The organism is Dyella sp. 333MFSha (genome assembly GCF_900102405.1).
Taxonomy (GTDB): domain Bacteria; phylum Pseudomonadota; class Gammaproteobacteria; order Xanthomonadales; family Rhodanobacteraceae; genus Luteibacter; species Luteibacter mycovicinus.
Window position 1 is genome coordinate 388,572 of record NZ_FNBR01000001.1, and the last position, 14,101, is coordinate 402,672.

Genomic DNA, 14,101 nt, shown 5'->3' on the forward strand with positions numbered 1-14,101 from the left:
GACGTCAGCGTCGCGCGGCCGCGTGCAAGTCACGTCAGCGTCGCGCGGACGCGTACAGGTCACGCCAGCGTTGCGGCCGCGTAGGCCTTCAGTTTGACCAGCATCGCCGCCAGACCATTCGACCGGGTGGGCGACAGATGCTTGGCCAGCCCGATGTCCTGGATGAAGCTCGGCTCGGTGTCCACGATCTCGCGGGCCGACCGGTCGGAGTACACGCGCAGCACCAGCGCGATGAGGCCCGAGACGATCGCCGAATCGCTGGCGGCGTCGAAATGCATCTTCGAGGCATCGCCCGAGGGAATCAGCCAGACCATGGACTGGCAGCCGTGGACCCGGTTCTCTTCTGTCTTGCGCTCATCGGGAAAGGCGGGCAGCTGGCGACCGAGGTCGATCAGGTACTGGTAGCGTTCCGTCCAGTCGCTGAAAAAGGCGAACTCTTCGGCGATGGCCGCCTGGGCCTCGAGGGCTGTGGATTCGATCGGCTCGCTCATGCTTTCACCACACTCCACCGCGTGCCCTGTGCGCTGTCTTCAATGGCGATGCCCAGTTCCCTGAGCTGGTCGCGGATGGCGTCCGAGCGCGCGAAGTCCTTCGCGGCGCGAGCGGCCCGGCGCTCCTCCAGCAAGGCCTCGATGGCGGCCTCGTCGATGCATTCGCCCGGGTTGCCCTGACGGAACCAGGTTTCCGGGTCTTCCTGCAGCAAACCGAGCAGGCCGGCGCCGCCCAGCAGCGCCGCCTTGGCGGCGGCACGCTGGTCGCCCGTGGCGCGGCGAGCCGCGTCGGCGAGCTGGGAGATCTCGGCCAGGGCCTGCGGGGTGTTGAGGTCGTCGCACAGGGCCGCTTCGACGGCCGCCGGCACGACCGCATCGCTGGCGTCGACATCCGCCATGTCGCGCAGGGCGCCGTACCAGCCGTCCAGCGTACGCACGGACTGGGTAAGTGCGCTTTCCGACCAGTCGAGCGGCTGGCGGTAATGCCCGCGCAGGAGCATCAGGCGCAGCGCTTCGCCGGGGTGTCTGCCCAGCAGTTCGTGCAGCTGAAGCACGTTACCCAGCGACTTCGACATCTTGCGACCGTCGAAGGTCAGCATGCCGTTATGCAGCCAGTAGCGCGCAAAGGTCTTGCCGCCGTGGGCGCAGACGCTCTGGGCGATTTCGTTTTCGTGGTGCGGGAACGTCAGGTCGACACCGCCGGCATGGATGTCGATGGTCTCACCCAGATGGGCTTCGCTCATGGCCGAGCACTCGATGTGCCAGCCCGGACGGCCACGGCCCCAGGGACTGTCCCAGCCGGGCAGGGTGGCGTCGGAGGGCTTCCAGAGCACGAAGTCACCGGGGCTCTTCTTGTAAGGGGCCACCTCGACACGGGCGCCGGCGATCAGGTCCTCCGGGTCGCGACCGGAAAGGGCGCCGTACTCGGCATACGACTCCACATGGAAGAGGACATGCCCCTCGGCCTCGTAGGCGTGGCCGGAGGCGATCAGACGCTCGATCATCGCCACGATCTGTGGAATGTGGTCCGTGGCGTGGGGTTCGACGTCCGGCGCCGCGACGCCCAGCCGGGCCATATCCTCACGATAGGCCTGAGTGAATCGCTCGGTGATCTGGCCGATCGGCACGCCCGCGGCGGACGCGGCGGCGTTGATCTTGTCGTCGACGTCGGTGATGTTCCGCGCGTACACGAGATTCGGGTAGTGGCGGCGGATCAGCCGCGCCAGCACGTCGAACACGACAGGCGGCCGGGCATTGCCGATATGAATGTAGTTGTAGACGGTCGGCCCACAGACGTACATCGTCACCCGGTTCGGATCGATCGGGGTGAACGCCTCCGTGCGGCGCGACAAGGTGTTGTAGAGCGAGATCGGCATCGTGGATCCGTGGACGGGCGCGGCGGGCGGCCGGTCGCAGATAGTAACAAGCCCGCCGCCTTCCCGGGCGCACGCACGTGCCGCGAATCGGTTGACATCGTGCGTGAATTCGCCCGCGCGAGGTTCTAAGCGTGGATTCAGCGTGAACTTGATGAAATGCGTACCAGTAGGCGCGCCCGTGCGCCTGGCTGGAGGTTTTCCTACATGTCTCGCCTGCTTATCCCTGCGCTCATCCTCGCCGTTTTCGCCTCTGGCGCCAGCGCCCAGGACGGCCGCTATGCACCACCGCCGCCACCCCCGGGTGCCGTGGGTCCGGACGACAACACCCATTTCGGCTGGGCCGACGTGCTGCGCGTGGACCCCGTCTACGGCGTCGCGCGTGTCGAGACGCCGCGTCAGGAGTGCTACGACCAGCCAGTCGTCCGTCGTGAGTCCAGCGGTAACAGCACCGCCGGGACCATCCTCGGCGCGGTGGTCGGTGGTGTCCTGGGCAACACCGTCGGCAAGGGCGACGGCCGCAAGGCCGCCACCGTGGTCGGCGCGGTGGCCGGCGGCGCCGTGGGCAACAACATTTCCCACAACGGCGACCGCACTTACGAGAGCACCGAAACCCGCTGCCGCGACGTCAGCTCGGTCTCCGAGCAGCGCCGCATCGCCGGCTACGATGTCGAATACCGCTACCGCGGTGAGGTCTACGTCTCGCGCCTGAACTACGACCCGGGCGAGCGTCTACGCGTCCGCGTCAACGTAGCGCCGGCGGACTGACCGTCTCGCCATGATGTCGAGAAAGGCCGCGAGCGATCGCGGCCTTTTTTTGGGCGCGCGTTGGGGCACGGGCGGGGGCACGGGGGGCGGGGGCGGGGGCGGGTGCCATTCTCGTCGCTAAGTCCTCCTCCGGCCTTCGCCTACGTGCGGAAGCGCTCCGAGAACGACACCCGCCCCCACCCTCCGAACCGAGAGGTTGCGGGTGGGGAAAGCGGCGAGCACGAGCATGAGGCGTGATCCGTGCGTGCGGCGCTGCCCACGATGTCGATCAGCGTGGCGCGCAGGTTCCGCGATTTGCTCGTCTTCCATTCGCGCCGTCGCGTTGGAAGGGAGCGGTCGGCTGCCGTTCTTGGAGCGCTTCCGCACGAAGGCGAAGGCCGTAGGAGGACTTAGCGACAAGAATGGCAGCCGACCGCTCCCGTGCCTCAGTGCGAGCACTCCCACGGCGATGGCGAAGCCGAGCCCGAAGCCATGTTGCGCAACGCACCAAATCCCGGCATGATCGGGGTTCTGCCTTTGCCGACCCTGCCGTGTCCCATACCGTCTACACCGCCGTTGTCTTCACTAGCGCCCGCATGGCCGCTGGAATGACGTCGCGTGCTCGTCGACCGTACATCGGACATTCGGCCGGGTAGGCTGTCGCGCGCATTTCATTCGCATCGACTAAAAAACCCGGCCCCGTGCCGGGTTTTTTCGTTTCCGATTCCTGATATTCCACCCACGGCCCCCGGGCCACCGACCGATCTGGACCGCCATGACCGTTCGCCACTTCCTCAATACCCAGGACTACAGCCGCGCCGAGATCGACGCCCTGCTCGAGCAGGCCGCCGAATTCAAGCGCTCGCCGCAGGGTCAGCAGCTGGCTGGCAAGTCGATCGCGCTGATGTTCTTCAACCCCTCCATGCGGACCCGGACCAGCTTCGAGCTGGGCGCGTTCCATCTGGGCGGGCACGCCGTGGTGCTCTCCCCGGGCAAGGACGCGTGGCCGATCGAGTTCGAGGTCGGTACGGTGATGGACGGCGATACGGAAGAGCACATCGCCGAGGTTGCCCAGGTGCTGTCGCGCTACGCGGACATCATCGCCGTGCGCGCCTTCCCCAAATTCGTCGACTGGCAGGTGGATCGTCAGGACATCGTGCTGAAGGCGTTCGCGCGCTATGCCACGGTGCCGGTGATCAACATGGAGACGATCACCCATCCCTGCCAGGAGCTGGCCCATGCGCTGGCCATGAAGGAGCATCTGGGGGATCTCCAGAACAAGAAATACGTGCTGACGTGGACCTATCATCCGAAGCCGCTGAACACGGCGGTGGCCAACTCGGCGCTGATGATCGCGACCAGGATGGGTATGGACGTGACCCTGCTGTGCCCGACGCCGGAATACATCCTCGACGAGCGCTACATGGAATTCGCGAAGCAGAACGCGGCCGAGAACGGCGGCTCGCTGCAGGTGTCCCATGACATCGAATCGGCGTACAGCGGCGCGCACGTGATCTACGCGAAGAGCTGGGGCGCGATCCCGTATTTCGGTCGCTGGGACGAAGAGAAGGCGATCCGTGACGCCAACAAGCACTTCATCGTCGACGAGGCCAAGATGGCCCTCACCGACAACGGCCTGTTCAGCCACTGCCTCCCGCTGCGCCGGAACATCAAGGCGACGGACGCGGTGATGGACTCGCCGGCGTGCATCGCCATCGACGAAGCCGAAAACCGCCTGCACGTGCAGAAGGCGGTGATGGCTTCGCTCATCTCGCACGCGTCGGGCGCGAAGTCCGGCCTCGGTTTCTGATTCGCTCTTTCCCTTTTTCCTTATTTTTGGAGCCAGCATGTCCAGCAAAGATATCGTTCTCGCGTTTTCCGGCGGCCTCGACACCAGCTTCTGCGTCCCGTACCTGAGGGAGCGCGGCTATGCCGTGCACACCGTGTTCGTCGACACCGGCGGCGTTTCGGCGGAAGAGCGTGAGTACATCGAGCAGCGCGCGACCGAACTGGGCGCCGCCTCGCACCGCACCGTCGATGCCTCGCAGGCGATCTGGGACACCTTCGTCACCCCGCTGATCTGGGCCGGCGAGTTCTATCAGGGCCAGTACCCGCTGCTGGTGTCCGATCGCTACCTCATCGTGAAGGCCTCGCTGGAGCGTTGCGACGAGCTCGGCACCAAGCTGTTCGCTCACGGCTGCACGGGCATGGGCAACGACCAGGTGCGCTTCGACCTGACCGTTCGCGCCCTTGGCGATTACACGATCGTCGCGCCGATCCGCGAGATCCAGCGCGAGCACACCCAGGTCCGCGCTTACGAGCAGAAGTACCTGGAAGACAAGGGCTTCGAAGTCCGCGCCAAAACCAAGCACTACACGATCAACGAGAACGTGCTGGGCGTGACCATCTCCGGCGGCGAGATCGACGCCTGGGAAATTCCTGGCGAAGGCGCGATCGGCTGGTGCGCGCCGCGCGCCGAATGGCCGTCCGAACCGCTGCGTATCGAACTCGGCTTCGAGAAGGGTGTAGCCACCTCGCTCAACGGTAAGGCCGCCACCGGTCCCGAGATTCTCGCCTTCCTCAACCGCGAACTGGCGAAGTACGGCGTGGGTCGCAGCCTGTACACCGGCGACACCAACATCGGCCTGAAGGGCCGCATCGTGTTCGAGGCGCCGGCACTGACCGCGCTGCTCACCGCGCACCGCGCGCTGGAAGAAACCGTGCTGTCGAAGCAGCAGAACCGCTTCAAGCCGGAGATTGGCCGCAAGTGGACGGAAGTCGCGTATGAAGGCTTTTTCAACGATCCGATCAAGGCCGACCTCGAGGCTTACCTCGTGTCGACGCAGCGCAAGGTCGACGGTAAGGTCATCGTCGAGACCCGCGGCGGTTCCATCTACGCCGTGAAGGTCGAATCGAAGAACCTGCTGCACTCGTCCAAGGCGACGTACGCGCAGGCTGCCGACTGGGGCGTCGCCGAGGCCGAGGGCTTCATCAAGCTCTACGGCATGAGCTCGACGATCTGGGCGGAAGTCGACCGCGCCAACGGGAACTGATCCAGGCTCATGGAAAAGCTTCTCAAAGACACCCTGACCCATCTGCGTGCGCTGGTCGGTTTCGACACGCGCAATCCACCACGAACCATCGGTACCGACGGTATTTTCGATTACCTGCGCGCGAACCTTCCCGGGTTCGACGTGCAGGTGACCGACTTCGGCGCCGGTGCCGTCAATCTTTACGCCGTGCGCGGCAAGCCGAAGTACCTGTTCAACGTGCATATGGACACCGTGCCCGATTCCCCGCACTGGACCGCCAACCCGCACGAACTGCGGGTGACGGAAGACCGTGCGATCGGCCTCGGCGCCTGCGACATCAAGGGTGCCGCAGCGGCGCTCGTCGCCGTGGCCAATGCGACGCAGGGTGACATGGCGTTGCTGCTCTCGACCGATGAAGAGGCCAACGATGCGCGTTGCATCGACGGCTTCCTAAAGACGCCGCGCGACTACGAGGCGATCATCGTCGCCGAGCCGACCAGGGGTGAGGCGGTGCTGGCGCATCGCGGCATCCATTCGGTGCAGATGCGTTTCCTCGGCCGGGCAGGGCATGCCTCGGGCGAGCAGAAGCCGTCGGACAGCGCGTTGCACCAGGCGATTCGCTGGGGCGCGGCCGCGCTCGATCACGTGCAGGCCCTGTCGCATGAGCGTTTCGGTGGTCTGACCGGTCTGCGTTTCAACATCGGCAAGGTCGAGGGCGGGATCAAGGCCAACATGGTCGCGCCCACCGCGGATGTCCGTTTCGGCTTCCGTCCGCTGCCGTCGATGGACGCGGATCGGCTGCTCGAGACGTTCCGCACGCTGGTCGAGCCGGCACCGGTCGAGTACGGCGAAACCTTCCGTGGCGATTCCCTGCCGGCGGGCGACACCGCCACGGCGGAGACGCGTCGCCTTGCCGCGCGCGACCTCGCCGATGAACTCGGTATCCCGGTGGGCAACGCCGTGGACTTCTGGACCGAAGCGGCGCTGTTCTCCAAGGCGGGCTACAACACCTTCGTCTACGGCCCCGGTGACATCGCTCAGGCGCACAGCGCCGACGAGTGGGTCCTTCTCGAACAACTGGCGGATTACGCCAGGACCATCCATCGGATCGTCGACAGTGGAATCTAACAAGCACACCCGCAAGACCATCGTGCGCCTGCTGTCCTCGATGGGCAGCGCGCGCGAAATTCAGCAATACCTCAAGCGCTTTTCGCAGCTCGACGCGGCGCGCTTCGCCGTGGTCAAGGTCGGTGGCGCCGTGCTGCGCGACGACCTGCCGGCACTGACCTCGTCGCTATCTTTCCTGCAGCAGGTCGGCCTGACGCCGATCGTGCTGCACGGCGCGGGTCCGCAGCTGGACGAAGAGCTCTCGGCCGCCGGTATCGAGAAGAAGACGGTGAACGGCCTGCGCGTGACCTCGCCCGAAGCCCTGGCGATCGTCCGCAAGGTGTTCCAGGCACAGAACCTGCGTCTGGTCGAAGCCCTGCAGGAAGCCGATACGCGTGCCACGTCGGTGCCCTCGGGCGTGTTCACCGCCGAATTCCTCGATCAGGAAGTCTTCGGTCTTGTTGGCCGCGTGCGCGAAATCAACCTCGCGCCGATCGAAGCCAGCCTGCGCGCGGGATCGATCCCGGTCATCGCCAGCCTGGGCGAGACCGAATCGGGTCAGATCCTCAACATCAACGCCGACTTCGCCGCGAACGAACTGGTTCGCGTGCTGCAGCCGTACAAGATCGTCTTCCTCACCGGCACGGGCGGTCTGCTCGATGGCGACGGCAAGGTCATCGACTCGATCAACCTGTCGACCGAGTACGACCAGCTGCTCAAGCAGCCGTGGCTGCATTCGGGCATGCGGCTAAAAATCGAGCAGATCAAGGATCTGCTGGACGACCTGCCGCTCACTTCGTCGGTCTCGATCACGCGTCCTTCGGAACTGGCCAAGGAGCTGTTTACCCACAAGGGTTCGGGCACGCTCGTTCGTCGCGGCGAGCGCGTGCTGCGGTTCGATTCGTGGGAAGGCGTCGACAAGGAGCGCCTGCGTGAGCTGATCGAGTCCAGCTTCGGCCGCAAGACCGTGCCGGACTACTTCGACCGTACCGATCTCTACCGGTTGTACGTGTCGGAGAACTATCGCGCCGCGATGGTGCTCACGCAGGAAGAAGGCTTCGCGTACCTCGACAAGTTCGCCGTGCTGGACGACGCCCAGGGCGAAGGCCTCGGGCGTGCGGTGTGGCAGGTGATGCGCGACGAGAATCCGAAACTGTTCTGGCGTTCGCGCCACGGCAACGTCATCAATCATTTCTATTACGCGGAGTCGGACGGCTGCTTCAAGCAGTCGCTCTGGAAGGTGTTCTGGTACGGCCTGGACAACTTCGCGGATATCGAACGCTGCGTCACGCATAGCGCGTCGCGCGTTCCCACCCTGCAGGACTGAGCGGTCATGGCAAGCAAGACCATCGGCATCGTCGGCGCACGTGGACACACGGGCGCCGAACTGATCAAACTCATCGCCGGTCATCCGGACCTGGAACTGGCGTTCGTCTCGTCGCGTGAGCTCGACGGCCAGCGACTGGCCGATCACAGCGACGCGTACAGCGGCGACCTGACGTACAGCAACCTCGATCCGTCCGCCGTGGCGGAGCAGGGTGCCGACGTCGTGATCCTCGCCTTGCCCAACGGCAAAGCGGCACCGTACGTCGAAGCGATCGACAAGGCGGCCGGATCGACGGTGATCGTCGACCTCTCGGCCGACTACCGTTTCGACGAGCGCTGGTACTACGGCCTGCCCGAGCTCTATCGCGATCGCTGGCGCGGTGAGAAGCGCATCAGCAATCCGGGCTGCTATGCCACGGCCATCCAGGTGTCGATCGCACCGATCAAGGACCTGCTGGCGGCGCCGCCGGTGTCGTTCGGCGTGTCCGGTTACTCGGGCGCGGGCACGACGCCGTCCGACCGCAACAATCCGGAAAAGCTGCGCGACAACCTCATGCCGTATTCTCTCACCGGGCATATGCACGAGAAGGAAGCCAGCCGTCATCTGGGCATGCCCGTGGAATTCATGCCGCATGTCGCGCCGCATTTCCGCGGTCTGACCGTGACCACCAATCTCTATCTGGCCAAGCAGGCCAAGCGTGAGGACATCGTCCGTCGCTTCGAAGCGCGTTTCGAGAAAGAGAAGCTCATCCATGTCGTGGACGAGGCGCCGTGGGTCAGCCGGATCGCCAACCAGCATCACCTGGACGTGGGCGGCTTCGCGCTGTCCGTGGACGGTCGTCGCGTGGTTGTCGTCGCCACCCTGGACAACCTGCTTAAGGGCGCGGCCACCCAGGCCATGCAGAACGTCAACCGTGCGCTCGGCTTCGACGAGCTGACCGCCATCCCGCTTTAAGGACCTGACGATGACCCAGCCGCTCTGGCAGAAATCCGGTATTCAGGTCGACGCGAAAATCATGCGTTTCCTCGCCGGGAACGACGTGGTGCTCGACCGCGAATTCTTCCTGCACGACATCACCGCCAGCAAGGCGCACGTCGAAGGCCTCGCCAATATCGGCGTGGTGTCCATCGATGAGCGCGACGCGCTGTTGCGCGAACTCGATGCGCTGGCCGCTGACTTTTCGGTCGGTGTGTTCGTGCTCGACGATCGCTTCGAAGACGGCCACTCGGCGATCGAGGCACGTCTCACCGAGCGTCTCGGCGATGCCGGCCGCCGCGTGCACACGGGGCGTAGCCGCAACGACCAGATCCTCGTGGCGACGCGTCTTTGGCTGAAGGAAAAGCTTTCGACGCTCGAGACGCTGTGCCGCGAGATCGCCGAGGTCTGCCTCCAGCGTGCGGCCAGCGACGCATTGCCGATGCCGGGCTACACGCACATTCAGCGTGCCGTCGTGTCCTCGACGGGCATGTGGTTCGCGGCGTTCGCCGAGGCCTTCATCGACAACACGCTGCGTGCGCGCCAGGCGCTCGAGCTGATCGATGCGAATCCGCTCGGTACGGCCGCGGGCTATGGCGTCAATGTGCCACTCGACCGCGCGCATACGACAGCGGCACTCGGCTTTTCGCGTATGCAGGTCTCGCCGATCTACGCGCAGCTGTCGCGCGGCAAGTTCGAGATGGCCGCGCTGGATGCTGTCGGCACCGCGCTGCTCGATACGCGTCGTCTGGCGTGGGATCTCTCGTTGTTCACCACGGCCGAATTCGACTTCGTGAAGCTGCCGGCGGAGTACACCACCGGTTCGTCGATCATGCCGAACAAGCGCAACCCGGACGTCGTCGAGTTGCTCCGCGCGAGCTACGCCAGCGTCGCGGCCGCGCGCACCGAGATCGAGCAGCTGCTGTCGCTGCCGTCGGGTTATCAGCGCGATCTGCAGTTCTCGAAGGGTTCGCTGTTCCATGGCTTCTCCATGGGTCTCGGTGCGCTTGAACTGCTGCCTGACATGCTCGCCCGTTTCGAGTGGAAGGCCGAGAAGATGCGCGCCGCCATCGAGCCGGCGATGTATGCCACGGACGTGGCGATCGAGCAGGCCGTCGCGGGCGTGCCGTTCCGTGACGCGTACCGTGCGGCGGCGGAGACGGCGGCCTCGGCGGGTGAGGGGCGTTCGCCGGAGTCGAGCCTGGCTGCTCGTACATCGCCGGGATCGGGCCACGATCTGATGCTGGATACGTTGCGGGCCAGGCTCACAGACCTGACCTGACCATTGCCAGCAAGGCTGGCTCCTACACGAGTGCGGACACCGTAACGCTCCCGCTCCTGCAGGAGCCAGCCCTGCTGGCGACCCCAGATGCACGAAAGCCAGGGGTAACACCAATGCGCTTCACGCCCCAACCGCTCCCAGACTGGCACCGCGCCGTCCTCAAAGTCGGCAGCAGCCTCCTCACTACCGCCACAGGCGCCCTGACCGACGAACACGCCGATGGCCTCGCCGCCTTCGTCCGCGCGAGCCGCAGCGCCGGCCGTGAAGTCATCATCGTTTCCTCGGGCGCCGTCGCCGCCGGCAGGGGCTTCGCCGCGCCCGAGCGCGCCGCCGGCCTCACCGGTCGCCAGGCACTCGCCGCGCTCGGCCAGACCCGCCTCATCGGCCTCTGGCAAAGCTTCTTCGACTCCCCGGTCGCCCAGGTGCTGCTCACCCACGACGACCTCCGCAACCGACGTCGCTACCTCAACGCACGCTCGACTCTGCGCGAATTACTCGCACTGGGCGCAATCCCGGTCATCAACGAGAATGACACCGTCGCCGTCGACGAACTGAAGCTCGGCGACAACGACAACCTTGCCGCCATCGTCGCGGCGCTGGTCGATGCCGACGTTCTGTTCATCGCCTCGGATATCGGGGGCCTCTATACGGCCAATCCGCGTACCGATCCGCAGGCACGGCCCCTCGATACCGTCGATGTCGTCACGCCCGAACATCTGGCCAGTGCGGGAGGGGCGGGCACCGCCGCCGGCACGGGCGGCATGCGCACGAAGCTCGAAGCGGCAAGCAAGGCGGCCGCCGCGGGTATCGAAACCGTACTGTTCGACGGTCGCGACAGCGCCTGCGTCGCCCGGTTGGGCGAGGGCAGCCTGACCGGCACGCGCCTCAAGGCCCCCAGCACGCGCCTCGCCGCCCGTAAGTACTGGCTCCGACACGCGCCGCCGGCAGGCCGCATCGTCGTCGACGACGGCGCCGCCAACGCGGTGCGCGGCAAGGGTGCCTCGCTGCTTCCCGGCGGCGTGTCGGCGGCCGAAGGCGACTTCGCCCGCGGCGACGTCATCGAGATCGCCGATGGCGACGCCGTCTTCGCACGAGGCATCGCGCAATACGCCGCCGTCGACGTCCGCCGGATAGCGCGCCGTCATACGCGCGATATCGAGGCGGCGCTGGGCTACAGTTATGGCGAAAACGTCGTCCACCGCGACGACCTGGTCGTCCTTCCCGAATAAACGAGGCCACGATGACGGTTACCCTGCGCGAACGTGCCCTGGCCTGCCGCGACGCATCGACGGCCGTGTCCTCTCTCGATACAGCGGCGAAGCAACGCCTGCTGCGTGCCATGGCCGACGCGCTGGATGCCGACGTCTCCGCCGTGCTCGAAGCGAACGCCGTCGATATGGCGGCAGCGCGGGATAACGGCACCAGCGCCGCCATGCTCGACCGCCTTCGTCTGGACGACGCGCGTGTCGCGGCGATCGCCAACGCCATCCGCGAGGTCGCCACGTTGCCGGATCCCGTGGGCATCGTTACGCGGCGCGAGGTCCGACCCAACGGCATCGACGTGGAGCGCGTACGCATCCCGCTCGGCGTCATCGCGATGATCTACGAGGCGCGTCCGAACGTGACCGCCGATGCGGCTGCGTTGTGTCTGATGGCTGGGAACGCCGTGATCCTGCGTGGAGGTTCCGATGCTATGCATTCGAACGTTGCCATCGCGACGGCTTTGCGTCGTGCGATGCGTGAGCAGGGCGTGCCGGAAGCGGCGTTGACGCTGATCGACGATCCGCGCCGTGACACGATGGTCGAGTTGCTGCAGCTGGTCGATATCGTCGATCTAGCCATTCCTCGCGGCGGGGAGGGGCTGATTCGCTTTGTCACTGAACATGCGCGCGTGCCGGTGATCAAACACTACAAGGGTGTCTGCCACCTCTACGTGGATCGTGACGCCGATCATGATCTCGCGTTGCGCCTGCTGATCGACGGCAAGACCAGTCGTCCGGGTGTGTGCAATGCGCTCGAGACGTTGCTTGTTCATCGGGATGCTTCAGCCGCCTTTCTTCCACGGGCCATTGCACGCCTGCGAGAACTTGGGGTCGACGTGCGCGGTGATGAAGGGACGCGTGCGCTGGTCGGTGATGTGACGCTTGCGAGTGAAGATGACTATGCGGCGGAGTTTCTCGATCTCGTGATCGCGGTGCGCGTGGTCCACGACATCGACGTGGCGATTGCTCATATTCGGCGGTTTGGTTCTGACCATACTGAGGTCATCGCGACGCGTGACGCGGCTGCTGCGGATCGCTTCATTCGCGCGATTCGTTCCGCCGTGGTCATGGTCAATGCCTCATCGCGCTTCAGCGATGGTGGTGAACTGGGTCTTGGCACTGAAATCGGGATATCGACGACGCGACTGCATGCCTACGGGCCGATGGGCGCCGAGTCGCTGACGGTGGAGCGCTTCGTCGTGCGTGGCAACGGTCAGGTGCGTCATCCTCATCCTGCTGAATGATCGCCAGGACACGAGCTCTGTCCGTACAGTCAGAAGCGACCAATGCAGAATTTTCTATGGATTGTCTTGTGGCTTCCCATGATTGCGTTGGGTCACACGTTGTCGACCATCCTGTTCAAAACAGGGTCACCGGCAAGCTATGCGTTTTTCATGGTGTGGCCCTTTGCGAATTTTTATCTCGCTTACAAACTTTGCAAGAAAGGTGACGATGTCCTGGTTATTCGACTAATTTCCTTTTTCCTGACAGAGTTGGCGATCCTTGCTGTTGTGCTTCTCTACTTTGGCTAGGTCCACCTGATTGCTGTCAACCTGTCGCACAGAGAAATCAGGCGCGAGCAAGTGCGGTAGATATTGTTGAAGGCGCTCGTATGAGCCCCGTCGAATCGTTGCTCGTCGCCGTATTGTCGTAGCTTTACAGGTGGAGGCTATCAGTGGGTGCCGGTGAAAATAGAAGCATTGCACCCGCGATCGCTGCGCTGCTCGGCGCATTGGTAGTCCATTACCTTGGCTACGCCTATCGCTTCATGTGGTATCTCGATAACGCCAACTTCGCCAAGCTGGTGTCGGCATACGCGGTCTTTCTTGCGGCAATTATCTTTGCCTTCGTGGTCGTTCCGAGGTGGTGGGTCATGGGGCCGCTTGCGCTGGCCGCCATGTTCGCACCGGCCCTCGTGGGAGTGCACTATGTGCTGCCGATCGGGGCAGCCTTTGTCTTGGTTGCCGTCGTGTGCGCGTCTCTCTTTGCGGGTGTCGCCGTATTGAGGTCTCGTGGACGAAATGCCCCCTAACGGGTCGGCTTTTGCAGGCTTCAGGTTGGTGCCAGAGACTTAGAGCGTGTATGGGAGGCGGAGGAATCGAGCCATGGTCAGAATCCTCTCGTTCCTACCCCTCGGAGCATCGATCGGTGTACTGATCTTTCAGATGTTCTCTTTCACGACCACCACTGAGCAAGTCATGGGATCGATTGCGGGTATTGCCGCGTATGGCTTCGTTGCGAGGGTCGCACGCCGGCCGTCCGCCTCGATGGGGTGGTCGTTTGCCGGGGTCGTTGTCATTGGTGTATTTCTCGGCCTGCTTCCGCCGCGCCTCCGCCTTGGCGGGGATGTCGATGCGTTCGTGCTGTTTTATCCCGTGGTGCATGCCGCGTTGCTTACGGGCTTCCTCACGCTTTACCGGTGCCGCTTCGCCAGCAAGAGGTAATCATGAGTTATCAACTCGTTCTTCAGTGGTGGCAACCGAACCTTCCAAACTTCGATCAATT

The 14,101-nt window shown here is 64.6% G+C and carries 13 protein-coding genes; 11 read left to right on the top strand and 2 right to left on the bottom strand.

Annotation, left to right across the window (positions count from 1 at the left end; translation table 11 throughout):
• Window positions 1–59: 59 nt before the first annotated feature.
• Window positions 60–491 carry a SufE family protein gene (locus BLT40_RS01685; protein ID WP_036111755.1) on the bottom strand — a complete coding sequence of 144 codons (432 nt, stop codon included), beginning with the start codon at window positions 489–491 and terminating at the stop codon, window positions 60–62.
• Window positions 488–1,867 carry a cysteine--tRNA ligase gene (gene cysS / locus BLT40_RS01690; protein ID WP_090350950.1) on the bottom strand — a complete coding sequence of 460 codons (1,380 nt, stop codon included), beginning with the start codon at window positions 1,865–1,867 and terminating at the stop codon, window positions 488–490. Before cysS ends, BLT40_RS01685 begins: the two co-directional genes overlap by 4 nt.
• 204 nt (window positions 1,868–2,071) lie before the next feature.
• Between cysS and BLT40_RS01695 the strand changes: the two genes are divergently transcribed.
• The 11 genes from BLT40_RS01695 to BLT40_RS01750 all read left to right on the top strand — a co-directional run bounded on the left by BLT40_RS01695 (window position 2,072) and on the right by BLT40_RS01750 (window position 14,040).
• Window positions 2,072–2,632, top strand: coding sequence for a glycine zipper 2TM domain-containing protein (locus tag BLT40_RS01695; protein WP_036111763.1), 561 nt, complete (start codon window positions 2,072–2,074; stop codon window positions 2,630–2,632).
• Window positions 2,633–3,386: 754 nt separating this feature from the next.
• The gene (locus BLT40_RS01700; protein ID WP_090350952.1) at window positions 3,387–4,421 is read left to right on the top strand and encodes an N-acetylornithine carbamoyltransferase; all 1,035 of its coding nucleotides are present in this window, start codon (window positions 3,387–3,389) and stop codon (window positions 4,419–4,421) included.
• Between the two features lie 37 nt (window positions 4,422–4,458).
• Window positions 4,459–5,664 carry an argininosuccinate synthase gene (locus BLT40_RS01705; protein ID WP_090350954.1) on the top strand — a complete coding sequence of 402 codons (1,206 nt, stop codon included), beginning with the start codon at window positions 4,459–4,461 and terminating at the stop codon, window positions 5,662–5,664.
• 9 nt (window positions 5,665–5,673) lie between these two features.
• Window positions 5,674–6,771 (top strand): acetylornithine deacetylase, encoded by a 1,098-nt coding sequence (locus BLT40_RS01710; RefSeq protein WP_090350956.1) that lies wholly within the window; start codon window positions 5,674–5,676, stop codon window positions 6,769–6,771.
• Window positions 6,761–8,077 carry an acetylglutamate kinase gene (locus BLT40_RS01715; RefSeq protein ID WP_079522914.1) on the top strand — a complete coding sequence of 439 codons (1,317 nt, stop codon included), beginning with the start codon at window positions 6,761–6,763 and terminating at the stop codon, window positions 8,075–8,077. Before BLT40_RS01710 ends, BLT40_RS01715 begins: the two co-directional genes overlap by 11 nt.
• A 6-nt stretch (window positions 8,078–8,083) precedes the next feature.
• A complete protein-coding gene (gene argC, locus BLT40_RS01720; RefSeq protein ID WP_079522913.1) occupies window positions 8,084–9,031 on the top strand; it encodes an N-acetyl-gamma-glutamyl-phosphate reductase in 948 nt (315 codons plus the stop codon).
• Window positions 9,032–9,041: 10 nt separating this feature from the next.
• Complete coding sequence (locus tag BLT40_RS01725; protein ID WP_079522912.1) at window positions 9,042–10,334, top strand: argininosuccinate lyase; 1,293 nt, start codon at window positions 9,042–9,044, stop codon at window positions 10,332–10,334.
• Window positions 10,335–10,447: 113 nt separating this feature from the next.
• Window positions 10,448–11,563 (top strand): glutamate 5-kinase, encoded by a 1,116-nt coding sequence (gene proB / locus BLT40_RS01730; protein WP_090350958.1) that lies wholly within the window; start codon window positions 10,448–10,450, stop codon window positions 11,561–11,563.
• 11 nt (window positions 11,564–11,574) lie between these two features.
• On the top strand, window positions 11,575–12,840 hold the full coding sequence (locus BLT40_RS01735; RefSeq protein WP_090350960.1) for a glutamate-5-semialdehyde dehydrogenase: 1,266 nt from the start codon (window positions 11,575–11,577) through the stop codon (window positions 12,838–12,840).
• Between the two features lie 431 nt (window positions 12,841–13,271).
• Window positions 13,272–13,628, top strand: coding sequence for a hypothetical protein (locus BLT40_RS01745; protein ID WP_036111787.1), 357 nt, complete (start codon window positions 13,272–13,274; stop codon window positions 13,626–13,628).
• A gap of 73 nt (window positions 13,629–13,701) precedes the next feature.
• Window positions 13,702–14,040, top strand: coding sequence for a hypothetical protein (locus BLT40_RS01750; RefSeq protein ID WP_036111789.1), 339 nt, complete (start codon window positions 13,702–13,704; stop codon window positions 14,038–14,040).
• Window positions 14,041–14,101: the final 61 nt, after the last annotated feature.